This is a genomic window from Synechococcus sp. H55.11, assembly GCF_047462475.1.
Lineage (GTDB): Bacteria > Cyanobacteriota > Cyanobacteriia > Thermostichales > Thermostichaceae > Thermostichus.
Window position 1 is genome coordinate 14,413 of sequence record NZ_JANSJI010000050.1, and the last position, 22,351, is coordinate 36,763.

Consider the following 22,351-nt stretch of genomic DNA (forward strand, 5'->3'; position numbering starts at 1 on the left):
AGCCAGAGAAATCGATTTAACCATCCCCAGATCGCTCCCCTATCCTTTGTTCGGATCGGCATCTACCCACACCTGGGGAGTAAAACTGCCATGTAGGCCATAGGGAATGTGGTGCCGCAACGGGATCCGCGCCACCGGGCCGGCAGCCAGGTCTGAGGCATCCAGGATCACCACCTGAGAGCGCTGGCTGGCCGCATCAAAAACCACCGTCACAATCCACCCCGCCTCTTCTGCTGGGGTCTCCGGATCCGGGATGAACACCGGCTCTCCCACAAAGCCGCGCGGGGCAAAGCTGTACTGCTGCGTGCGGCCTGTGGCGGTATCCAACTTGAGAATGGCCTGTAGGGGAGCATTGGGGCCAGGCGCATGGGTGGCTCCAATGTAGATGTAGCGGTGGGATCCCCCCATTTGAGCTGGGTGGATGGCCGGAAACTCCACCGAGCGATCCAGCAGCAGTTCCCGCCTCACACTGCCCGCCTTGGGATCCAGCTCAAACCGCCACAGCTTGCCGGCTGGCACCTGGGCAAAGTCGATCTGCAGGTAGTCGGCATCTGGCTCCAGGGCAGGATAGTTCTCATAGAGGACGGCATCCACCACCACCTGCTCCCCGACTTCGTAGCCGTTGACAAAATGGAACACAAACCCCGGCTCTGTTTCCAGTTGCAGGGGCTCGCCCTCTTGGGGAAAGAGCCAGATGCGGGTCGGTTCTCCGGGCTTCAAGGTCAGACAGGTGCCCGCCGGCTGCCAGCCCAACACAAACGGCAGGGGGTTGAAGACCACCGGATTTTGGAAAAAGATGCGGTAGCGGGGTGTCCAGACAAAATCGTGCAGGAAGGCAAAGCCCGGCAGGCGGTAGTCCCGCTGTTCCAGCAAGCGCCCGCGCGCATCCAGACGGTACAGCAACAAGGTGGAGTTGAGGGCAGCTCGCACCCCGAAGGCGATGAGATCTCCCGTGTGGGGATCCCGCCGGGGATGGGCGGTAAAAGGCTGGCTGGCGGAGATCCCGCCGGCAAATGTTTCGATCCCCTCCGTGGCCAAGGTGGCCGGGTTCAGGCGGTAGGGGGCGCTGGCCTCCCACAGCGCCAGCAGCTTGTCGCCCAGGCAGAGGACGTTGGTGTTGGCGGGGTTCTTCCATTTCAGATCCAAAAAATTGGCCCACCAGCCTCCCGGCTTCTGGGTGCCAAACACGCCGCGGTAGAGCACCCGGCCCGCCTTCTCCTCTGCCTCAAACTCAGGGGTGCGCACAAACCGGTTGCGAAAATGAACCTTCCCCGCCACAAAGGTGATGGCACAGATCATGCCGTCGCCGTCAAAAGGATGGCCGTAGCGCTGGGATCCCGCCTCCAGCTTGCCGGGGCCATTGCGAAATAGGGTTCCCCGCAGCCGCTCCGGGATCCGCCCCTCGATCTCCGTAATCCAATAGTCGTACTCCTGGCGCAAAGAGCGATAGCCCAACTGCCAGTCGGTGCTGCTGTAGGAGAGAGAAGCGATACTGACCATGGGAGATCGGCAAGCAACGCCTTCTATTGTTGCTTAAACTTTTGTAAAGTTACCAGTTTTTCTGGGTCAGCCTCGCTTGGGATCCCCAAGCTGAAGTTGCCCCAACTGGACTATGGTAGGAAATGCCCCAGAAGCGCCTGACAGGATAAACAGCACCCATGTTTGATGCCCTCTCCGAGAAGTTGGAATTGGCCTGGAGAAAGCTGCGCGGCCAGGACAAAATCACCGAAACCAACATTCAGGAAGCTCTGCGGGAGGTGCGGCGCGCCCTTCTGGATGCGGATGTCAATCTGCAGGTGGTGAAGCAGTTTATCGAGGATGTGCGGGAAGCTGCCCTGGGCTCCGAGGTGATCCTGGGGGTGACGCCGGATCAGCAGTTCATCAAGATCGTCCATGACGAGCTGGTCAAGGTGATGGGAGAGGCCAACGTGCCCATCGCCCAAGCGGAGCAGCCCCCCACCATTGTGCTCATGGCCGGCCTGCAGGGATCCGGCAAAACCACCACCTGCGCCAAGCTGGCTTTGTATTTGCGCAAGCAGGGCAAAAAGTCCCTCCTGGTGGCCGGGGATATCTACCGTCCGGCGGCTATCGATCAGCTCAAAACTCTGGGCCAGCAAATTCAGATCCCCGTTTTCGATCTGGGCAAGACGGATCCCGTGGAGATCGCCCGGCAGGGGGTAGCAGCCGCGCGGGAACAGGGCTACGACTATGTAATTTTAGATACTGCCGGTCGCCTGCAGATCGACCTGGAGATGATGGCCGAGCTGGAGCGGATTAAGGCGGCGGTGCAGCCGCACGAGATCTTGCTGGTGGTGGACGCCATGATCGGCCAAGAGGCGGCCAGCCTTACCCAAGCCTTCCATGAGCGCCTGGGCATCACCGGCGCCATCCTCACCAAGCTGGATGGGGATACTCGTGGCGGGGCGGCCCTCTCCATTCGCCAAGTTTCCGGCCAGCCGATCAAGTTCGTCGGTGTCGGCGAAAAAGTGGAAGCGCTGGATCCCTTTTACCCAGATCGCATGGCCTCGCGCATTTTGGGTATGGGGGATATCCTCAGCTTGGTGGAAAAAGCCCAAGAAGAGATCGACCTGGGCGATGCCGCCAGCATGGCGGAGAAGATGATGACCGCCCAGTTTGATTTCACCGATTTCCTCAAGCAGATGCGCCTGATCAAACGCATGGGATCCCTGGCGGGGCTGCTGCGGCTGATGCCGGGGATGGGCAAAATCAGCGAGGAACAATTGCAAAAGGGGCAAGACCAACTGGCCCGCGCCGAGGCCATGATCAACTCCATGACGCCCGAAGAGCGCCGCAATCCCGACCTGTTGGCCCGCAGTGTCAGCCGCAAACGACGGGTGGCCCGTGGATCTGGCCATAAGCTGGAGGATGTCAGCCGACTGGTGAGCGATTTCCAGCGCATGCGCGACATGATGCGCAACATGGGCATGGGCGGTGGTTTTCCCGGGTGGGGGGGCGGGCGCACCCCTCTTCCCGGCGGGGATCCCAGTTGGCGCGGACGTTCGACAGCCCCTCCTGCCCGGCCACAGCCCAGCCGCAAACCGGGCAAAGGTGGAGGCAAAAAAGGGGGCAGTAACCGCGGCTTTGGGGGCAAGTAAAATAAGACATGCCCTTCCACGTTGTTTTGGTTGCCCCAGAGATCCCGGCCAACACGGGAAACATCGCCCGCACCTGTGCAGCCACCGATACCCCTCTCCATCTGGTAGATCCTTTGGGGTTTCGCCTCTCGGATCGCTATCTCAAGCGGGCGGGGCTGGACTACTGGCAGCACGTCCAGCTCTATCGCTACCCCTCCTGGTCGGCTTTGCTGCAGGCCCATCCTGAGGCTCGTTTCTGGTGCTTTAGCGTGCGCGGCCAGGCCCTCTACACCGAGGTGTCCTATCAGCCGGGAGATTGGCTGGTGTTCGGCAGCGAAAGCCGGGGGTTGGATCCCGTGTTCTTGGAAACCTATCCCAGCGTGCGCATCCCGCTGCGGGGGCCGGTGCGCAGCCTCAACCTCAGCAATGCCGTGGCCATTGCCCTTTTTGAGGCATTACGTCAACAGGGATCCCTGACAAAGGCATGAGGGGTCGGGCCGATCCTGTTATGATCAGAGCTTCTCTCCGTCAGGAAGATGTGTGCTTTGCAGTATCTGCGTCCCGATTTGCTTCATCTCAAGCCCTACGACGCCGTGCCCACCCCGGCTGCCGACAAGCTGGACGCCAATGAGTTTCCCCTCGATTGGCCGGAAGGGTTCAAGCAAAAGCTCTCGCTGCTCTGGGAAAAAGGGATCCCGAGCAACCGCTACCCCGATGCCCAGCACCGGGGCCTCAAGCAGGCCATTGCCGCCTATGCCGGGGCCGATCCTGACCAAATCAGCCTGGGCAATGGGTCAGATGAACTGATCCGTTCGCTGCTCATCGCCACCTGTGTGGGCGGGCGGGGCGGCATTTTGGTTGCCGAGCCCACCTTCTCCATGTACGCCATCCTGGCCCAGAGCCTGGGGATCCCGGTGGTGCGGGTGCCGCGCCATGCCGAGACCTTTGCCCTGGATCTGGAGCGGTGTCAACAGGCCGTAGTGGAGCAGCGGGTGCGGGTGGTGTGTTTGGTGGATCCCAATTCGCCTACCGGCAACGGCCTGAGCACCGCCGAGTGGGCCTGGGTGGAAGGGTTGCCCGCCGAGATTTTGGTGATCCTCGATGAGGCCTATTTCGAGTTCAGCCAACACACGGCCCTGCCCAAGCTGGCGGAGCACCCCAACTGGGTTATCTTGCGCACCTTCTCCAAAGCCTTTCGCCTGGCGGCCCACCGAGTGGGCTATGCCATCGGCCACCCGCAGCTCGTCCGGGTGCTGGATGCCATCCGCCTGCCCTACAATCTCTCGGCCATCTCCCAGTGGGCCGTTCAGATCGCCCTGGAACATGCCGAGGAGTTTTTGGCCGACCTACCCCTTATCCGTCAGGAGCGGGAAGCCCTCTACCAAGCCCTGCAGGAGCTGCCGGGAGTGCGGGTGTGGCCTAGCCAGGCCAATTTTCTCTACTTCCGGGTGGCAGGATGGGATCCCCAAGATTTACAACGGGCCTGGCAAGAGCTGGGAACTTGCGTGCGCTGTACCGGCGGCGGGCTGCGCCTGACGGTGGGCACCCCCGCAGAAAACCGACGCGCCCTGGAGCGCCTGCGGCAGCTCTTGCCATAGCTCTAACCTGCCTCTAGAGCCGGGGTGGATCTATGGACAAGAAGCGCTGGATCCAGCTTTGCACCTGCTGCAATTGTCGTTCGTCCAGTTGCTCCAGCGCTTGGGCAATTTCCGCTCTGAGTCGTCTCTGGGCGTCGGTTTGAGCCTGCTGCAGCAGCCAACTTTGAACAGGGCTGGGGTACTCAAGAAAGTCATAGGCCCAGGGATCCCGTTCCTCCAGCTCAGGCTCTGCCTGGGGCAGTTGCTCACGCCAGCGCTCTTGAGCGCGGCTAAACTCCTCCGCCAAAAGATCGGTCGGTCGCCCCTCCGCCTGCAGAGAATCTCGATACTTCTTGTGAACCAGAAGCCAGCGCTGCCGAATCTGAGAGCGTTGCCATCTTGGGATTCTACCGATTCTGCCTTCGGTGAAGCGCTCATAAAACCTGAGCGCGTCTCGGTAGCGGCCCAGTCGCTCGTAGGCCAGGCCCACCTCCAGCGGCTGCAGCCACCAAGCGTGCTCCCCGCGCACACTGCTTACCACTTCCTGAAGAAAATCTCGCAGCCCAGGGGATTTCCGCCTCAGCTCTTCCCAGTTGGTCTGGAGATCTCGAGCCATACAGGCCACCAGCTCGTAATCGTGTCCCCGCTGCCACGCCTGCGGGTGGGCCTGTACCGCTTTCCAGAGCTTCTCCCACTGGCGGCGCCGGATCAGGACTCGCAGCAGCAGCGGCCACTCTTTCAAGCGTTCCAGGCTGAGGATGACATCGTCGATGTACTCCTCCCACTCGCCCGCGAGGGGACGTCCCGCCTCCTGCCATTTGCTCACCACTGCTGCGTCCTGCCGGTCTTTGGATAGCCACCTCACCTTGCCGGGAAAAGGTTCCAGTTGGATCTTGGCCCGGTAGTAGCGGGAATGCTCCGTTTGGCCACCTTGATCCCAAATGGCAACTGCCTCTTTAAATTGCCCTTGCTGAAAATGACAGGTGCCCCAAATCCGGTAATACCGATCCGCAGACGGCTGCCGCTGGCCGAGAAAGGCCAAGTTTCCCCCCAAAGCCGCGAGCGTCTCTTGCAAAAACCGGCTGCGGGCCTCCACCTCAGGACAAAACGTTTGCAAATTGTCCAGGACTTCTTGGAGTTCCGCCAAAAACTTCTCCACACAGGCTTTCCAAGTGGGATCTGTTCGCGTAAGCGGGACGGAGTCGTTGTTCTTGGGGATGACTTCAGTGCTCAGCCAATCTCGCACCCGCACCAGTTGTCGGAAGCGCTCCACAGGCTTGGCAGAGGTTTTTTGAGTCACCACCATCCAATCCACCAGAGGACTGTAGTCTGGGATCCCAGGGCACCCGGCAAAGTGGGTGGCAGTGTGCTGCTGCAGCTCCGACCAAGCCCTTGCTCTCCAGAAGCACTCCCAGGCTTCTCGTTTGAGATTTTTACCGGGCAGAGCCGACTTCTCCAAGCTCAGGAACTGTTGTCCTGCTGAAAGATATTCCTTCCGGAGCTTGAAGATCCAAGCCCGACATTCTTGCTCTAATTGCGGGTTATCTGCTTTCTGCACCAGAGTTTGAACATCCTCAAGCAGCGAAAGGTTACCTTCTTCTACGCCGCGCCCAAGTAGCTCAAGAGCCGACTCCAGCAAATCTTTCAGGCTGGTATTTGTCCAGTATTGGATATTCATGGCTTTGACGGGGCAGCCCAGCAGTGGCGGATCAGTGTTCCATTTTGACCAATCCTCTTCCAGAGAAGGATGATCGAGCCAAAAGTTAAGTTCTAAGCTCGGGTTCCAGAATTCCCGCCAACCAGCAGAAGTGTCCACAATAGCCAAAGCCTGAGTGGGGCGGGTAATACCAACATACAATTGGTTGAGAAAGTACTGTAAGCCCAGTTCTCCTCTGCCTCTCCGGGTGTAATGTTTAAGGTTTTGATCGAATTTCTGCCGGTAGTAGTCTCCAAATTTGTAGAGAATAACTTTTTTGAACTCCATTCCCTTGACGGCTGTAACAGTTTGTAGAAGAGGTGGTTTGAGATTCTGCTCTAACTCCTCGGCATAGACTTTTTGAAGTTCGGGATCCCGCCTCACATAGTTTAGCTCATCCCCTGTAGAACAGGGTAAGACACAAACTGTTCCTGTGAGGTCGCTAAGCATATTTCTCAATTCACTTTCAATTAAATTTTTTTCCTGGCCATCCAGCACAAATTGTTGAACTGGTATACCTTGCTCTTGAGAACGCCAGGGCTGCTGGGGATAGATTTCTCGATTGCCGCTGAGGACCCGCCGCCATAGATTGACCACATTGCTAAAACGAGTAATTTGGGGGTTGCTACGATAGTTATTTTTCAGCTCTTGGGGATCCTCGATCTTAAAGGGATGGGTTGGCAATAGGTAGGCGCGGATATGCTCGTAGAGATATTTTTTCAGGGCAGCCCAACGAAATCCTGTTGGGTTAATGGTTTGTAAGGGATCCCCAGCAAAGGCGTAGGGCAGGCGCTCAACGGCCCAATCTAACTTGTATTTCCCCCAAGGGGATAAACAGAAAATAATATTCAGCTCAAGTTGGGTAAAGTCCTGAACCTCATCGCAAAAGATGACCGGATGGATTGGGTTAAGCGTGCCATTTTGCAACACATCTCTAGCTAAGTCTTGATCATCCCAGTAGCCCTCGCGAGTGATGCGTTCCCGATAGCTTGGCCAAATCCCTTTGTAAATCTGCTCAAAGGATCTTTCATCCACACTGCGGTCGGCCTCGGGCACTTCCCGATAGCCATCGGGATCCAAGTAATCGCTTACCTCATAGCCTTTGATCAGGGTGCGAATGGTGTGCCAAGCCAACTCTAGATCCACATCATGGCGACAGCGATACCAGTTCTGAAATCGATAAAAATTGATATACTGATCCGGCTGGTAGCGTTCCTGTCGCTCAGGGGGAAGACAGCCCAACAGGTAATCCTGAAAAGTCCTAAAAAAAGCTCGACACTGCCGAATTTCTTCGGCTGAAAAGCTATAGCCCTCCTCACGATAGCGATGGCTAATGCGCAAAATTGTGCTCACCCTGTCGCGAGCTTGCTGCACCAAACTGGCGCTATAGGTCAAAAAGAGAGGGTGGTAGGGAGAAGTTCCCTGCCTTGAAGTTTTGAGGTAGTGGCTACAATAGTCGGCAAAGCGATAGTACAACATCAAAGACTTGCCGCTGCCGGCTCGCCCGTTGATCAGCAGGGGCATAGATGTGCTTTGCAGGATTTCTTCCTCCTCCATGGACAAAGCCAGGTTTCCCTCTGTGCTCTCCTGCATTTCCAGCCAAAGGGTCTCATCCGCCACGATGTAGTCCGGGTAGGCGCGACGGGCGTACCGCTTCCATACCTCCAACGGTTGTGGGTGCTGGAGAATATCCGGCTGCTTGGCCCCCATCCCAAAGAGGCAGGTTCGACCTCCCAGCTCAAACCGTTCTTTTTGCTCTGGGCTATGGTCGTAAACCCCGACGAGAAATGGAAAGAAGACCCCTTGCTGCTCGCACAGCCGCACCAGGCTGAGGACCAGATGCAGGGATCCCTCTTGCCAGCATTTGACCTCTGCCCCTGGATAAAAGCTGGGGAGCTGGCGGTAGATCTCGCCTGTCTCATTGGCAACAAACTCGGCCACCGCCCGATAAACCTGGCGCCGCTGCTCTGGAGAAAGGGCTTGCACTTGCCACACCCATTCCCCACTTTCCAAGACCAGCCGCTCCTGCCGATTGGGAGCATTCAAAAACTGTGTCCATTCATACAGCTCATCGGGCAAAGGAGGAAGCCGGTTTTGTCCATTTTCCTCTTGTAATTTTTTACACCGCCTTTCTGCCAGCCAATCCTGCAACTGGCCGTCAGGAGCCCAGTTTCTCACCCGCTCTTGATAGTCGCGAGCCTCCCGCCGATCTAAAAATTCCTGGTACTCATGGCTACCTCTTGGCCAGAGGCCAAACAAGACCAAAACCGACTCCTCTCCCAGATGGCGCAGCTCGCCCACCAAGCGAATGTTGTCGCGCAGGTTGCGCTTCCAGTAAGGATAACGAACGTCGAACAACTGGCTCAAAAGCGTGCGATCCCCCTGCTCCAGCCGTTCTATCAATACCTTCAGATCATATTGAGCGCCCTCTTCCAGAACTTCTCTTGTGCAGTAGACGTACATGGGATCTCGCCAGGTATACCTGATAACTATCCTAGTGCCGGTCAAGCATTGGGAATGATCCGTATGCCAAAAGTCTTAATTTTTTTGCGCTCCGCTTATCGCCCATAAAAATCTATGAATCAATCAGGTTATCTTGATTTAAGTTTTTGTGAAACTATTTGCAATTCTGATTGAACTAGGAGCTAGGTTGGCGCTCCGCGCCGCTAGCGCGAACGGGCTGAGGTGCCATATTGCTCCGCAACGCTTAAGCAAATGCTGGATTGGATCCCTTGAATGCTCTCCAAAATCGCTTGATAGCCCGTGCAGCGGCAAAGGTTGCCCCGCAATTGATCCCACAATTCTGCCTCCTTGGGTGTCAGCGTTGCGGAGCCAGCAGGGATCCCTTGCTCCCAAAGCCAGCGGGCAGTCAGGATCACCCCGGGCGTGCAAAAGCCGCACTGAAATCGGATGGGGATGGGAGCAGGATCCATGACGGTCCTCTTTTTTGACTCACCTCTACCTCATCTGTTTTGACCAAGATGTTTTACATGGACAATGGATGGTTCCGTTGCTTCTCATGCCGCTTTTCCATGAGGTGAGGGGATCCTGTCTCTCGCAGATCGGTTTGCCCGCCCTCGTTCAAATGGCTTTCTTGGATGATTGGAGCAGGATTGGCTTTGGATCCCATTGGATGGCGGCTTTTCCAGGTGGGGGGTTCGTCGAGCGGCGGGATCCGAAGCGCTGTTCCTGTTGGGTTGTCTATCTATTTACCCTGTTACGCAAGGAGGGGCTATGTCATTGGTTTACTTTGCACCGGTGCTCGACGTGCGGCTGCAACCAAGGCAGCAGAGCTCGAGAGAGCGACCTCGCCCAGTCTTCCCTACACCGCTGCAGGTTTGGGAGAGCGGCGAGGCCTACACCGTCCAGTTGTGGGCGCCCGGCGCCGATCGAGAGCGTTTCCACATTGAGGCCACAGCCCAGCAGCTTTCCATCAGCGGCGAGATCCAGGTTCATGGCCCTGAAGGTGCCGAATTGCTCTATCAAGAGGTAGAAGCGCAACCTTTTCAACGCACCCTCAAACTGAGCAAAACTATTCAGCCGGAAAAAGTCTCGGCTACCTACCGCGACGGCATTCTCACCCTCACCCTGCCCAAGGCCGATGCCGCGCGGGTGGTCAAAGTTCAAGTGGGCACTTCAACCCCCTCGGAAGCGGTGACGGTGGAAAGCCAACCTGCCTAGTCTCCCCTCTCCCTCTGGGAGAGGGGTCGGGGGTGAGGGAGCTAGCCATTCCACTGTAGGCGCACCTCATCCCCTACTTTGAAATCGAGGCTGCGGCTGGCGTTGCCCCGGTTTTGCACGATCTCCACCCAGCCGGAGCTGCCCACCAGGGCCAGCAGCTCCCCTTGCCTTCCCTCGGCGAAGGTGGCCGCGGAGCGGACAGGGATCCCTTTGATCCAGGCGCTCCAGCTTCGACCTTCCACCCAGTGGCCGGGCAGGTTGGTGATGCCGTTGCCGAAGTGGTCGATGGCTTGGATGAGGCCGCGCCAGCCGTTGGGCTCCTCCTGAGGCTGGGGCCAATTCCAGGGAGTTAGCTCCGCCACATCGAAGGGATCTCCCAGCTCCAGAAGCGGGATCCCGTTGGCCAGGTGGGCGGCCACGGGGGCAAAAATATCCCGCCCGTGAAAGGTGCGGCTGGGGGAAAGGGTGCGCCAATAGCGGGGCCGGTTGAGTTCCACAGCAGCCAGAGGTGGAGATTGCTCCAAAACGCCGCTGAAGAGGCCGTTGTCGGGGCCGACCAAATAGCCCTCTTGGGTTTGGATGGCCACCGCCCGGCGATGGCTCCCCACCCCCGGATCCACCACCGCCAGGTGAATGGTTCCAGAAGGCAAATGGGGATAGGCGGTCATCAGGGCAAAGCGGGCTGCCGCCACATCCTGGGGCGGGATCCCGTGGCTGAGGTCGATCAGTTGGGCTTGGGGAGCGATCCCCCAGATCACCCCTTTCAGGATGCCCACATAGGGATCCTGCAGGCCAAAATCCGTCAGCAGGCTAATGAAAGGCATACTTTAAAGATCTCGAGCGCTGACCTCTTCCTACAATCGACGCGCCTGATCCAGAGCGTCAAAGTACAACAGAGCAAACACCAACAGCGTCCACAGGCCGGCCACCAGGATCCCCACTCCCCACACCCAGGATCCCAAAGAACGCAGCGGCAACATCGCCAAGTATCCCCAAAAGAATCCCAGAGGATAGAGAACACTCAGCACTATCGTGAGAAACAGGCCCCCCAGTCCCAACCCCTCGGCAAAGGCGTGTCCAAACCAGGCTTTGAACAGGTTGGAATAAAAGTTGGTCAGCCAAAACCCCGGAAAGAATAGAGGAATACAAGCCGCTACAGAGGCCAACAATACCCACCACCAAGCTCCAGCATCCGGAGGCAGCGGCATAGGGTCTCCTCATTGAAATTAACCAAGGCCAATTGAAACTTCGGCAAAGACACCTACAGGGTAGCAGCCATTGGGGATGGGGTGGCTAGCGGGCGGCAAGGGCGGGTTCTGGTCGCTTGTACACCTGTCCCAGACGGGCCAACTGCTGCACCAGCAGGCTCAAGAACAGGCCAACATCGGTGACGATCCCCACCGACTCCAGGGATCCCCGATCCGCCAGCTTGGTCACCACCGCCGGGTTGATGTCCACACAGATCAACTTGACCCCGGCAGGCGTCATGTTCCCGGCCCCGATCGAGTGCAACATGCTGGAGAGCATCAGCACCATGTCGGCCCCCTGTAGCAGCCGTGCGTAATCCTCTTGGGCCTTGATCAGATCCATCTCCGTATCCGGCAGCGGCCCATCGTCGCGGATGGATCCGGCCAGCGAGAAAGGCACCTGGGCGCGAATGCACTCGTAGAACACCCCGCCGGTAATCACGCCCGCTTCCACGGCGGCCCGAATGCTGCCGTACTTGCGGATGAGGTTAATGGTTTTGAGGTGATGCTTATGGCCGCCCTTGACCGGGGTGCCCCGCGACAGATCCACCCCCAGCGAGGTGCCGTAGAGATTTTGCTCCAGGTCGTGAACGGCAATGGCATTGCCCCCCAACAGGGCCTGTACATAGCCCTCGCGGATGAGGGTAGCCAAATGGGAGCCGCCGCCGGTGTGAATGACCACCGGCCCTGCCACCACCACCGTTTTGCCGCCCCGCTCTTTGATCTGCCGCAGCTCCCAGGCGATCTGCTCCACCAGAAGCTCCACCCGCCGCTCGCTGGAGACCCCCGATCCCATAAAGGTAAACTCCTGGGAAGAGCGCTCTTTGCTGGCCTGGCGCACGGTGCGGATCCCTTCCACCCCGCAGACCACCGCATCCCCCACCTGCAGATCGCGAATCAGAGTGCAATAGGCTGTGGATCCCTTGACCACGATCACCCCGTCCATGCGCTGCCGCTGCACCGGGATCCACTGGCCGGCCACCCGCACCTGTGTCGGGTAGATGGTGGTGACATAAAAATCGTCGGGAGCCACCCCCGCCTTCTCCACCCGTTCCAGGCGGGCATCTTGCAAGGTCTCGTCCGACAGGCGCGCCCCCCGCTCGATCAAGGCGCTGAGAATGGTATCCAGCGCCTCCTCGGTGGGAGCCGAAACGGCCAGCTCTACTCTGGAAGTGCTCTGCCGCTTTTCCCCAAGCTGAAACTTGAGGATCTGGAAGCTGCCGCCATTGTCCACAATGCAATCGACGGCGCGGGTGAGCAGGTCGCTGTCCACCAAGTGTCCCTCCAGGGTCACCGTCCGGCTGAGCACCGTGGCTACCGGCTCGCTTTGCGGAGCCACCGTCTCGTCCAGGCGCAGCGTCAGACACTTGGCCGCCCCGCCAGCCTTGAGGAACTCCGTCAGCTCCGTCTGCACGACCGTAAAGCCCCGCTCCTGTAGGGTGGCTTCCAGCTCTGGGCTGACCCGGTTCACCAGGATCGTGCCGTTCACATCCACGGCGTTGCAGGCAAAGTGAACGGCATCCGCTTCCTGAACCGGGATCCGCTTTTCGGGGGGCACCCGCATCTCGATCAGGCGGTTGGAATAGGCATCGAAGGCCGGCGGGTAGTAGAGCAAATAGCCCTCGGAGAGAGGGCAAAAGCAGGTGTCCAGATGGTAAAACCGCTCGTCCACCAGCCGCAAAGACAACACCTCGATCCCCAGCCACTTGGCCAGGTAAGGATGGGACTCCAGCATGGAGCGAAAGCCATAGCCCGCCCACAGCCAGCGCCCTGCCCGATCCAGCAGAGCATCTCCCGCCCCCTCAAAAGCCAGGGCCGGCGGCAGCTCATGGACGGTGTAGCCCTGTTCCTCAAACCAGGCCTTGAAATAGGGCTGTTCCCCCTGCCGCTCCGGGTGATAAAAACGGCTCAGCACCACCGTGGATCCGAGGATGAGCCCAGCATTCGCCGTAAAGACCATATCCGGCCATCCTGGCACCGGCTGGATCAGTTTCACCTCCGCCCGCTGCGAGAGATGCCGATAGAGAGCCTGCCACTGCTGCAGCGCCCGTTCTCGCGAAGAGCGGTGGACATTTCCCACCATCCAGGGATTGATCACGTAGTCCACCTCGTAATGGTCGGGTGGGCACATCAGATACTGAATTGCACCAGACATAAACCTCAGACCGCAATCCGCAGCAGGGCATCCCCTAGATTAGCAGTTGTGTGAGCAACATCCTCAAGCATTACTTGAGGGACTCTTTCGCCAGTTCTGGCTGCGGTGGGCCGGGATCGGCGATGTTGGGCAGCTCCAGACAGTAGCCCGCCCCATAGACGGTCTTGATGTACTGGGGGTGGCGCGGATCCGGCTCCAGCTTGGTGCGCAGGTGGCGGATATGGACGCGGATGGTCTCGATGTCGTCGTCAGGCTCGTAGCCCCACACCTCCTGCAGGATTTCGCTGGGGGAAACCGTCTGGCCATGTCGCTGCATCAGGCAGTGGAGCAGATCAAACTCCAGGTGGGTGAGCTTGATGGTTTTGCCGAACCACAGCGCCTCAAACCGCTCCGGCACCAGCGTGAGAGGGCCATAGGTGAGGATCTCGCCGTGCTTGGCCGCCTGTGGGATCCGATCCGAGCGACGCAACAGGGCCCGCACCCGCACCAGCAGCTCCTGCACCTCAAAAGGCTTGGTTAGGTAGTCGTCGGCACCGGCATTGAAGCCTTCGATCTTATCTTGGGTTTGGCCAAGGGCGGTGAGCATCAGGATCGGGATCTCGCTGGTGCGCTCCTCCCGCCGCAAGCGCTGGCAAACCGTCAGGCCATCCACCTGGGGCAGCATCAGGTCGAGAATGATGAGATCCGGGAGAACCTGCAGAGCCAGTGCTTGTCCGCGTACCCCATCGGTGGCCTTCACGACCTCGTAGCCCGCCAACTCCAGATTGATACGCAGAATATCCAGAATCGAAGGGTCGTCCTCAATGATGAGTATGCGAGCCATAGCCGGTTGCAGCCCACACTGCGGATAAAACGTTTTGTTAAATCAGCTAACAAGGAGTCCAAAGCTTTACGACTCAAAGTTTACTTAATTCTAGCCTCATTGCAAATCTGGCCGGGAGGTGCGTGGGTGCGGCTCCAGGGGAAACCCTTCATCCGGCTTGGCGGGCACCACGCTTTTTCGGATCCCCTTTGGGAATGGCGGCGATAAGGCGGCGGGTGTAGTCCTGCTGCGGCTGCCGGTAGATCTGGAAAGCAGGGCCGATTTCTTCGATGCGGCCTCGGTTCATGACCAGGATGCGGTCGCTCATGAACTTGACCACACTCAAGTCGTGGGAGATGAACAGGTAGGTCAGCCCCAGTTCCTCCTGCAGATCCTTGAGCAAGTTCAGCACCTGGGCCTGCACGGAGACATCCAGGGAAGACACCGCTTCATCGCAGACAACCAGGCGCGGCTCTGAGGCCAGGGCGCGGGCAATACAGATCCGCTGCCGCTGTCCTCCCGAAAATTGGTGGGGCAGCCGATCCAGCGCCTCGGGATCCAACCCAACTCGTTCAAACAGGCGTTGGGCTCGTGCCCGGCGCTCGGCGGCGTTTCTCCCAATCCCGTGCAGCGCCATCGGCTCCATGACGCTGGCTCCCACACTCATGCGCGGGTCCAAGGCAGCCGCCGGATCCTGAAAGATAAGCTGAATCTCGCGGCGGCGGCGGCGTAAGCGTTGAGGCGGCAGGCGGAGCCAATCCTCCCCGTTGTAGATTACCTGGCCGGAGCTGGCGCGGATCAGGCGCAGCAGGGTTCGCCCCAGGGTGGTTTTGCCGCAGCCGGACTCTCCCACCACCCCCAGGGTTTCCCCCGGATACAGGTCGAAGCTGATCCCGTCCACAGCCCGGATCTCGCCCACCTGGCGGCCCAATGGCCCGCGACGGACGGCATAGTGGGTGCGCAGATCCCGCACCTGCAACAGAGGGGGCTGGCTGCCTATCCGGCGCAGCCGTTCTTCCTCTTCGGCGGCTGGGATCTCCAGTTGCTGCCACCGCTCCTCGAGGGATCCCCCCTTCTCCTGAAAATCCTGGACGGTGGGCAGTCGCCGCAACCGCCGCTCCAACACCGGGCGGCAGGCCAGCAGGCCGCGGGTGTAGGGGTGCTGGGGATTGCCAAAGATCTGCTCCACCGATCCTTGTTCCACAGCTTGGCCGCGGCACATCACCACCACCTGATCTGCCAATTCCGCCACCAAATTGAGGTCGTGGGTGATGAAGAGGATCGCCATCTGCCGCTGCTGTTGCAGATCCCGGAGCAGGCGCAAGATCTCGGCTTGTACCGTTACATCCAGAGCGGTGGTCGGCTCATCGGCAATCAACAGTTTGGGGTTGGAGGCGATGGCACAGGCAATAGCCGCCCGTTGGATTTGGCCGCCAGAGAGCTGATGGGGGTAGCGCTCCAGCATCTGGGGAGAAAGCTGCACCTCCTCAAACAGGCGGATGGCTTGGGCGCGGATCTCCGTCGGGGTTAGGGAGGTGTTGGCCCGCAGGGTTTCCTGCAATTGCTGGCCACAGGTGTAGAGGGGGTTGAGGGCGGTGCTCGGCTCTTGGAAGATCATGGCGATCTGGGCTCCGCGGTAGCGCCGCCGTTCCTGGGGATCCAACCGCAGCCAGTCCACCGTGCCGTTGGGGCCCCTGAAGAGGATTTTGCCTTCCACCCGGGCCGAGCTGGGCAACAGATCGATCAGCGTCAGGGCAGTCATGGTTTTGCCGGATCCCGACTCCCCCACCAGGCCCAAAGTCTGGCCGATCCCTATCCGAAAAGACAGCCCATCCACCACCTCTGTCCTGCCAAGACCAACCGGGCGGCTGGGCAAGAAAACCCGTAGCCCTTGTACAGTCAACAGGGCAGCCTCGGCAACAAGAGCAGCATCAGCCATGGCGACTATGGCAATTAGGAGGATTGGCAGGATTATAGACCACTGACCCCGGCTGCCCAAGTTCTCTCCAGTTCCCAAGGGGAGGTTGAGGGCTTTGGGGTTTGCAGCAGGCTTGCCTTTTAAGAACTCAAATGAGAGATTTCAGCAGGTGTCCAGGAAGTGTCGATAATATAGAGAGATTATAGAGAGATATAGATATATAGGTTAGATTGTGAGGCACAAGCTGCCCTCATCGCTAGACACGCTTATCGGAGAAGATCCTGAGAAGCTCGTAGATTTAGACAGCACCCATAGCCAAACTCGGTAAAACTACCATTGGCGATTTCCCCGAAAGCTTTGCATGGATCACCCCGGATTTTGATCGTCAAAATACGTGATCCTCGCGATGGCTATCCAAGGGCACTTCCGGCATTCTATAGGCTAGGTTTATAAATTCTGACTTCAGATGGCGAGGTTAAGATGAGCATTCCCGAGATCCTCGATGAAGTTTTAAAATCCTCGATTCTAACTCCACAGCAGGAGTCCAGCATTAACCAAATCCTCTGGGAAAGAAGCTATGATCCATCCGACCTAGAAGCTCTGGACGAGCTGGTTGAAGCCATTCTGCGCCAAGAGGTGAAGGCTACTTCCGATCCTTGTAAAAAGCCCGGCCTTGATTGAAGACAGTGCCCAGATCGGGTCTAGAACTTGCCCTGTAGTTTAGTGGGGGGCGGAAGAGCCCTCAAGAGAGCCGTCGCCGCCCCCCGCATGGTGACGAGCTTGAACCCCTTGAGAGGGTGCCCCCGTCCTGTCCAGCCTTCTGGGATAGATCTACGGATGGGGCAGGGATCCCTGTAGCTAGCCCTACCCTACTGCGGATACCACTGCTTTTGCCAAGCGCGCATCTGCTGGATCTCCGTCTGCTGGGTAACCACAATCGCCTCTGCCAGTTGACGGATCTCGGGGCGCTTGGATTTCTTCAGTGCCTCTCCGGCCATGCTCAAAGCCCCCTCGTGGTGCTGGATCATCGCCTGCAGAAATCGCCGGTCAAACTCTCGGTCGGCGGATCCCAGGTCTGTATCCATGCGCATGTGGGAGATCATTTCTGGGGTCATGGCCATCAGGTGCCCCATTTCCTCGTGCCACATCATGGGATCCTGTGGAGCTTGTGGGTACCAGCTCAGCCGCCACGCCCGCATTTGCTCGATTTCTTGGCTTTGGGCCGTCAAGATAGCCTCTGCCAATTGACGAATTTCCCGCCGCCGGGATTTTTGCAGGGCTTCTTCAGCCATGCTCACAGCTCCCTCATGATGGAGGATCATGGCGTCGAGGAAGCGCAGATCAAAGGATTCATCTGCAGGGCCGAGGCTCATCAGGTGAGCCATGGGGACAGAGGGATCCCTATTGGTGTCGTGGGAAGCGGCCTCTGTCCTCACCCCCCCGCCAACCCACGGAGTGCTGAGGACAAATGCGCCGGCAAGGAGCAGACCACGGGCAGTCTTGTTGAAGAGCATCGCTATTTCTTCCTGGCGACAACGGCCTTGTATTCTACAGCCTCTCCCCTACTCCCTTTGGGGAGTTAGGAAGCAACTCGGAGAACTAAGCGGTCGGCTTCCCACTGTTGAAACAGATGAAGGACGTGCTCGGCTCTCTCGGCGTGCTGATCCAAAATCTCGCTGCCGGAGCGGGCTTGGTTGGCCAGAGGCAGCAGCAGCTCCACCACCTGGTAGCGGCTGGAGGCGATCATCTTGCCAGGGATCCGAGCAATGGGCCAGAAGATGTCCATCTTTTGGGTCACAATCTGGGCGGGATCCACCTTGCCCAGCAGATCCGAAAGGGGGATCTTTTGATCCCAGTAGCGCACCTGGCCGTGCTGGAGAAAGAGGGGGTTAAGCTGCCAACGGGAGCTACGGAAAAACTCGGCTGTGAAGGGATCCCAGTTGGCCACCTTCTTGCCCTGGTGGCAGCACCAAAAGAGATTTTGCGTGTGGTAGAGGGGCTCCAAGTACTCGATGACCCGCAGTTGATCAATGCGGGCGAGGGCCTCGTAGCGGCGGTGGAACTCCGGGTGGGTGGCGGCAATTAAGGGCTTGGCATTCCAATAGTCCAAGTAGGGGGCAACATCGATAAACTCCAGACCCGCCTGGGCCAAAAGGTCGGGGATCTCGCCAATGTCAAAAGGAATGTCGTTGGCATGGAAGAAGTTATCGACGATGTTCTCATCTGGTAAGTAGTATTCCTCGTGAGCCTTGGCATGCCGGGCCAGCATGGAACTGGGATGGGCTGCCTTTAACAATTGCCGCACAAATTCGATCTTTTCCGGGGTGGCCGGCGGAGTAATCCCCAGCAGCTCCAGAGCGCGGCGAATGCGGTAGAGGTGCCAACGGCCAGAACGGTTGTAGAGCATCAGCGCCATTACCCCCTCGGGAGCTAGGCGCGAGGCCAAGTTTCTCAAAGCCTTGACCGGATCGGCGGTGTGGTGGATCACCCCATAGGAGCTGATCATGTCGAAGCTCCCCTCCGGCCAAGTGGAGGGATCCATCAGATCCCCATAGTGCACTGAGCAGTTGCGCAGGCCGTGGTACTTGATCCGTTTTTGGGCGATCTCCAGGGCCGGGCGGCTGAGGTCGATCCCGACCACGGCGCCATAGCCGGGGTTGCTGGCGGCAATGCCGTGCACCTCCCAGCCGGTGCCGCAGCCGGCCACCAAAAATCTGGCCCCGCTGGGCTTCTGCAAGGTGCGGGTGCGGGCGTATTGGGCCAGAATGTAGCTGCCCAGACTGGAAAAGCCCTCAAAGGGCCGGTCGTAGGGAACGGGCGGGTAGGGAAACGCCTCGTACTGGGCCTGCACCGCCTGGGTGATCTCCGCTTCGTTGGCCAAAGCCACGTCCTCCCACCTCTTCCCCCCTATCCTAAGAGTCTTTGTAGGTTTTTAGACCGGTTTTGGCCGTCAAGTCGGCCCGTGTCGGTCGGCAGCAGGGCACGGCTAGGCTGCGGTCAAACTGTGGGCAGCTCGCCGGTAGGCTTCCTCCAGCGTCTCTGCCAGGGTGGGGTGAACGTGCACCAGGCGGGCCAGCTCTTGCACCGTGGCGCGGCGGGCGATGGCCTGGGCCGCCTCGTGGATGAGATCCGCAGCATGCGGCCCAAAAATGTGGGATCCCAGCAAAAGCCCTGCCTCCTTATCGAAGACCAGCTTGACCATGCCCTCCGTCTCGCCAGAGGCGATGGCCTTGGAGTTGCCACCAAAGTAGGTGCGCACCGTGCCCACGCTGTAGCCCTCGGCTTTGGCCTGGGGCTCGGTTAGCCCCACAAAGCCCATCTCCGGGTGGGTGAACACCGCCGCCGGGATGCTCAGGTAATCCATGTAAGCAGGGCGGCCACAGATGTTTTCCACCGCCACCCGCCCCTGGGCCGCTGCCGCGTGGGCCAGCATCAGCTTGCCCGTCACATCACCAATGGCCCAGAGGTGGGGCAATTCGGTGGCCATGCGGCTATCTACGGGTACAAAGCCGCGCTTGTCCGTGATAACCCCCAGCTCCGCCAGGCCCAGCCCTTCTGAGACCGGGATCCGACCGGCGGCCACCAGGCAGCCATCCACCTGCAGTGTCTCGCCATTAGAGAGGTGGATCGTCACCGGCTGGCCAGGGATCACCTGCTTGGCCAGCACGCCCACATAGGTCTGGATTTGCCTGGGTTTGATCAGCACCCGCTGGGCCAGGCGGGCAATGTCGGGGTCAAAGGCCGGCATCAGGGTCTCCAGGGCCTCGATGAGAATGACCTGGGATCCCAGCGCCGTGTAGACGTCGGCAAACTCCTGGCCAATGTAGCCGCTGCCGATGATGGCCAGCCGCTCCGGGATCCACTCCAACCGCACCGCCTCGTCGCTGGTAAAGACCGTGCGGCCATCTACTTGGATCCCCGGCGGCACAAAGGGTCGGGAACCCGTGGCCAGAATCACATCCCGCGCCGTGTAGGTTCGAGATCCCTTCTCTTCCTGGACTTCAACCATTTGGGATCCCGCCAGCCTGCCCCGCCCTCGCAGGATTGTTACCCCCAGCTTCTCCAGGGAGCGAGTCATGTCGGCGCGGATCTTCTCCACCACCTGGGTGGCGTGATTGGCAATCGCCCCCCGGTCAGCCTGGACGGATCCCACTTGGATGCCCAGCCCAGCGCTGTGTTGCAGTTCCCGCAGGCGGCCGGAGGCGGCCAGCAGAGCCTTGGAGGGGATGCAGCCGCGGTTGATACAGGTGCCGCCCATTTCCGCACCTTCGACGATGGCGGTTTTGAGGCCGGATTCGACGGCATGCAGCGCTGCGCCGTGGCCGCCGACGCCGGCACCAATGATGATCAAGTCAAAATCGAAGCTCATGGCGAGACTTGGATAACCGGTGCCTCATTTTCTCATCTTGTTGGCCTTCCCAGGAACCTGGCTGAGAGCATCCAAACCATGAGGTAGCATAGGGTCGCCTGCCCAGTTGACAGGAGGCTGGCGGGGTGGGAACGGGGGGTGCGCATGGAACTGCAAGCTTTGATTTTCGACGTGGATGGCACGCTGGCGGATACGGAGCGGGATGGGCACCGCGTGGCCTTTAACGCCGCCTTTGCCGAGGCAGGCTTGGACTGGCACTGGTCGGTGGAGCTCTACGGCCAGCTCCTGGCTATTACGGGCGGTAAAGAGCGCATTCGCCACTTCGTCGAGACCTGTCAGCCGCCGCTGCCTGCCGGGGAAGACCTGACGGCCCTAATAGCCCGGCTGCACCAGGCCAAGACCCGCCACTACACAGCTCTGCTGGCCCAAGGAGGGATCCCCTTGCGCCCCGGAGTCAAGCGCCTCTTGCAGGAGGCCAGAGCCGCCGGGATCCGCCTGGCCATCGCCACCACCACCACGCCCGAAAACGTGACGGCCCTTCTGGAGCACACCCTGCCGGAGAGCCTGAGCTGGTTTGAGGTGATCGCTGCCGGCGATATTGTCCCCGCCAAAAAGCCCGCCCCCGACATCTACTTCTACACGCTGGAACAGATGGGGCTGCGCCCCCAGGAGTGCCTGGCCTTTGAGGACTCTGAGAACGGGCTGCGCTCGGCCCAGCAGGCGGGCATCCCCGCCGTGGTGACGGTTAACGATTACACCCGGGAGCAAGACTTTTCCGGAGCAGCCTTGGTGCTGGATCACCTGGGGGAGCCTGAGTTGCCGTTTCAGGTGCTGGCGGGAAGGGCGGGATCCCACCGCTACTTCACCCTGGAGCTGGCCCGCCAGGTTCATGCCCAAGCCCTTGCCGAGCAAGAAAAGTGATCCAAGATCCCCACCTGCAACAGCGCCTCCGGGATCACCTGCAGCAAGTGGCCCAGCCGCGGGATCCCGACTGGTCGCCCCTGGGCCACAGCCAGGTGGAGCGCTACATCCAAGAGGAGCTTTCCCGCTATGGGCTTGTAGAATCTTTCTCCTTCGAGGCTCGGGGCTGCCAGCACCGCAACTGGATCTTGAAATTGCCGGGATCCCATCCCCGCCGACCGCCCGTTCTGGTCGGGGCTCATTTTGACGCTGCCCCGGCCACCCCTGGAGCCGACGACAACGCCAGCGGTGTGGCGGTGCTGCTGGAGCTGGCCCGCCATTTTGCCACCCATCCCGCCCTTTCCTCCCTGTGGCTAGTGGCCTTTGACCTAGAAGAGCGGGGCCTGCTGGGGAGCAAGGCCTACGCCCGCTTTCTTAGACAACAGCGCCAACCCCTGCGGCTGATGCTCTCTCTGGAGATGCTGGGCTACCGCGATCCCACGCCCGGATCCCAGCGCTACCCCGCCGGCCTGGAGCGGTTCTACCCTGACCGGGGGGATTACATTGGCCTGATTGGCAACTGGCCCGCCCTGGGGGATCTGCTGAGGCTACAGCACAGTTTTCAGCAGGCGGGGATCCCGTGTTGCTGGTTGCCGGCCGGCCAGCGGGGTTTGATCCTGCCGCTTACCCGCCTTAGCGACCACTCCCCCTTTTGGGATGTAGGCTACCCCGCGGTTATGGTGACCGACACCGCCTTCTTGCGCAACCCCCACTACCACAAGCTCAGCGACACCCTTGAGACCCTAGATCTTGACTTTTTACTGGGGGTCTGCCAGGGCTTGAGGCAAGGTCTTGGATCCCTCTAGCCGCGACCTCGATTCCCAACTCCCCTCTCCCTGAGGGAGAGGGGC

General features: G+C 59.6%; 18 protein-coding genes. 7 read left to right on the forward strand and 11 right to left on the reverse strand.

The annotated features are described in order from the left end of the window. Positions 1 to 39 precede the first annotated feature (39 nt). Positions 40 to 1,500, reverse strand: a complete 1,461-nt coding sequence (locus NW853_RS02095) for a carotenoid oxygenase family protein (RefSeq protein WP_414347465.1) — start codon at positions 1,498 to 1,500, stop codon at positions 40 to 42. Between the two features lie 158 nt (positions 1,501 to 1,658). On the opposite strand from NW853_RS02095, the gene ffh reads away from it, so the two are divergent. From ffh to NW853_RS02110, 3 genes are read left to right on the forward strand one after another with little or no spacing between them, the layout of a single operon-like run. Beyond that, a complete protein-coding gene (ffh, locus tag NW853_RS02100) occupies positions 1,659 to 3,116 on the forward strand; it encodes a signal recognition particle protein (protein ID WP_414333791.1) in 1,458 nt (485 codons plus the stop codon). A gap of 8 nt (positions 3,117 to 3,124) precedes the next feature. After that, positions 3,125 to 3,583: a tRNA (cytidine(34)-2'-O)-methyltransferase gene (locus tag NW853_RS02105; RefSeq protein WP_414333789.1), complete on the forward strand. Its 459-nt coding sequence runs from the start codon at positions 3,125 to 3,127 to the stop codon at positions 3,581 to 3,583. Positions 3,584 to 3,631: 48 nt separating this feature from the next. After that, positions 3,632 to 4,693 (forward strand): histidinol-phosphate transaminase, encoded by a 1,062-nt coding sequence (locus NW853_RS02110; protein ID WP_414333788.1) that lies wholly within the window; start codon positions 3,632 to 3,634, stop codon positions 4,691 to 4,693. 13 nt (positions 4,694 to 4,706) lie between these two features. Here NW853_RS02110 and NW853_RS02115 read toward each other — a convergent pair whose 3' ends face one another. Both NW853_RS02115 and NW853_RS02120 read right to left on the reverse strand, forming a co-directional pair. Then, the gene (locus NW853_RS02115; RefSeq protein WP_414347468.1) at positions 4,707 to 8,831 is read right to left on the reverse strand and encodes a hypothetical protein; all 4,125 of its coding nucleotides are present in this window, start codon (positions 8,829 to 8,831) and stop codon (positions 4,707 to 4,709) included. 203 nt (positions 8,832 to 9,034) lie between these two features. Further along, entirely contained in the window at positions 9,035 to 9,301 is a 267-nt protein-coding gene (locus NW853_RS02120) for a 2Fe-2S iron-sulfur cluster-binding protein (protein WP_414333785.1), read from the reverse strand. A 301-nt stretch (positions 9,302 to 9,602) separates the two neighbouring features. Here NW853_RS02120 and NW853_RS02125 point away from each other — a divergent pair, with 301 nt between their 5' ends. Beyond that, the gene (locus tag NW853_RS02125; protein ID WP_414347471.1) at positions 9,603 to 10,049 is read left to right on the forward strand and encodes an Hsp20/alpha crystallin family protein; all 447 of its coding nucleotides are present in this window, start codon (positions 9,603 to 9,605) and stop codon (positions 10,047 to 10,049) included. A 41-nt stretch (positions 10,050 to 10,090) separates the two neighbouring features. Here the strand turns inward: NW853_RS02125 and NW853_RS02130 are convergent, their stop codons facing one another. From NW853_RS02130 to NW853_RS02150, 5 genes are all read right to left on the reverse strand, one after another. Continuing rightward, positions 10,091 to 10,873 carry an S-adenosyl-l-methionine hydroxide adenosyltransferase family protein gene (locus NW853_RS02130; protein ID WP_414347474.1) on the reverse strand — a complete coding sequence of 261 codons (783 nt, stop codon included), beginning with the start codon at positions 10,871 to 10,873 and terminating at the stop codon, positions 10,091 to 10,093. Positions 10,874 to 10,903: 30 nt separating this feature from the next. Beyond that, the gene (locus NW853_RS02135) at positions 10,904 to 11,257 is read right to left on the reverse strand and encodes a hypothetical protein (RefSeq protein ID WP_414333781.1); all 354 of its coding nucleotides are present in this window, start codon (positions 11,255 to 11,257) and stop codon (positions 10,904 to 10,906) included. A gap of 85 nt (positions 11,258 to 11,342) precedes the next feature. Next, a complete protein-coding gene (locus tag NW853_RS02140) occupies positions 11,343 to 13,451 on the reverse strand; it encodes a TIGR00300 family protein (protein WP_414347477.1) in 2,109 nt (702 codons plus the stop codon). Between the two features lie 70 nt (positions 13,452 to 13,521). Next, entirely contained in the window at positions 13,522 to 14,274 is a 753-nt protein-coding gene (locus tag NW853_RS02145) for a response regulator transcription factor (protein ID WP_414333777.1), read from the reverse strand. A 148-nt stretch (positions 14,275 to 14,422) separates the two neighbouring features. Further along, positions 14,423 to 16,192: a dipeptide ABC transporter ATP-binding protein gene (locus NW853_RS02150; RefSeq protein WP_414347480.1), complete on the reverse strand. Its 1,770-nt coding sequence runs from the start codon at positions 16,190 to 16,192 to the stop codon at positions 14,423 to 14,425. A 459-nt stretch (positions 16,193 to 16,651) separates the two neighbouring features. Between NW853_RS02150 and NW853_RS02155 the strand changes: the two genes are divergently transcribed. After that, positions 16,652 to 16,852 carry a hypothetical protein gene (locus NW853_RS02155; RefSeq protein WP_414333773.1) on the forward strand — a complete coding sequence of 67 codons (201 nt, stop codon included), beginning with the start codon at positions 16,652 to 16,654 and terminating at the stop codon, positions 16,850 to 16,852. 188 nt (positions 16,853 to 17,040) lie between these two features. Here the strand turns inward: NW853_RS02155 and NW853_RS02160 are convergent, their stop codons facing one another. The 3 genes from NW853_RS02160 to lpdA all read right to left on the reverse strand — a co-directional run bounded on the left by NW853_RS02160 (position 17,041) and on the right by lpdA (position 20,540). After that, entirely contained in the window at positions 17,041 to 17,685 is a 645-nt protein-coding gene (locus NW853_RS02160) for a DUF305 domain-containing protein (protein WP_414347483.1), read from the reverse strand. A 65-nt stretch (positions 17,686 to 17,750) separates the two neighbouring features. Further along, complete coding sequence (locus tag NW853_RS02165; RefSeq protein ID WP_414347486.1) at positions 17,751 to 19,058, reverse strand: class I SAM-dependent methyltransferase; 1,308 nt, start codon at positions 19,056 to 19,058, stop codon at positions 17,751 to 17,753. 99 nt (positions 19,059 to 19,157) lie between these two features. After that, on the reverse strand, positions 19,158 to 20,540 hold the full coding sequence (gene lpdA / locus NW853_RS02170) for a dihydrolipoyl dehydrogenase (protein WP_414333768.1): 1,383 nt from the start codon (positions 20,538 to 20,540) through the stop codon (positions 19,158 to 19,160). 144 nt (positions 20,541 to 20,684) lie between these two features. Between lpdA and NW853_RS02175 the strand changes: the two genes are divergently transcribed. Beyond that, the gene (locus tag NW853_RS02175) at positions 20,685 to 21,461 is read left to right on the forward strand and encodes an HAD family hydrolase (RefSeq protein ID WP_414347488.1); all 777 of its coding nucleotides are present in this window, start codon (positions 20,685 to 20,687) and stop codon (positions 21,459 to 21,461) included. Then, positions 21,458 to 22,306: a M28 family peptidase gene (locus NW853_RS02180; protein ID WP_414347491.1), complete on the forward strand. Its 849-nt coding sequence runs from the start codon at positions 21,458 to 21,460 to the stop codon at positions 22,304 to 22,306. The genes NW853_RS02175 and NW853_RS02180 overlap by 4 nt, the downstream gene beginning before the upstream one ends. The last annotated feature ends 45 nt before the right edge of the window (positions 22,307 to 22,351 follow it).

Excerpts from the sequence above, each read along its gene's own strand:
- NW853_RS02095 (WP_414347465.1), bottom strand. The coding sequence starts at position 1,500 with ATGGTCAGTATCGCTTCTCTCTCCTACAGCAGCACCGACTGGCAGTTG.
- ffh (WP_414333791.1), top strand. The coding sequence starts at position 1,659 with ATGTTTGATGCCCTCTCCGAGAAGTTGGAATTGGCCTGGAGAAAGCTG.
- NW853_RS02105 (WP_414333789.1), top strand. The coding sequence starts at position 3,125 with ATGCCCTTCCACGTTGTTTTGGTTGCCCCAGAGATCCCGGCCAACACG.
- NW853_RS02110 (WP_414333788.1), top strand. The coding sequence starts at position 3,632 with ATGTGTGCTTTGCAGTATCTGCGTCCCGATTTGCTTCATCTCAAGCCC.
- NW853_RS02115 (WP_414347468.1), bottom strand. The coding sequence starts at position 8,831 with ATGTACGTCTACTGCACAAGAGAAGTTCTGGAAGAGGGCGCTCAATAT.
- NW853_RS02120 (WP_414333785.1), bottom strand. The coding sequence starts at position 9,301 with ATGGATCCTGCTCCCATCCCCATCCGATTTCAGTGCGGCTTTTGCACG.
- NW853_RS02125 (WP_414347471.1), top strand. The coding sequence starts at position 9,603 with ATGTCATTGGTTTACTTTGCACCGGTGCTCGACGTGCGGCTGCAACCA.
- NW853_RS02130 (WP_414347474.1), bottom strand. The coding sequence starts at position 10,873 with ATGCCTTTCATTAGCCTGCTGACGGATTTTGGCCTGCAGGATCCCTAT.
- NW853_RS02135 (WP_414333781.1), bottom strand. The coding sequence starts at position 11,257 with ATGCCGCTGCCTCCGGATGCTGGAGCTTGGTGGTGGGTATTGTTGGCC.
- NW853_RS02140 (WP_414347477.1), bottom strand. The coding sequence starts at position 13,451 with ATGTCTGGTGCAATTCAGTATCTGATGTGCCCACCCGACCATTACGAG.
- NW853_RS02145 (WP_414333777.1), bottom strand. The coding sequence starts at position 14,274 with ATGGCTCGCATACTCATCATTGAGGACGACCCTTCGATTCTGGATATT.
- NW853_RS02150 (WP_414347480.1), bottom strand. The coding sequence starts at position 16,192 with ATGGCTGATGCTGCTCTTGTTGCCGAGGCTGCCCTGTTGACTGTACAA.
- NW853_RS02155 (WP_414333773.1), top strand. The coding sequence starts at position 16,652 with ATGAGCATTCCCGAGATCCTCGATGAAGTTTTAAAATCCTCGATTCTA.
- NW853_RS02160 (WP_414347483.1), bottom strand. The coding sequence starts at position 17,685 with ATGCTCTTCAACAAGACTGCCCGTGGTCTGCTCCTTGCCGGCGCATTT.
- lpdA (WP_414333768.1), bottom strand. The coding sequence starts at position 20,540 with ATGAGCTTCGATTTTGACTTGATCATCATTGGTGCCGGCGTCGGCGGC.
- NW853_RS02175 (WP_414347488.1), top strand. The coding sequence starts at position 20,685 with ATGGAACTGCAAGCTTTGATTTTCGACGTGGATGGCACGCTGGCGGAT.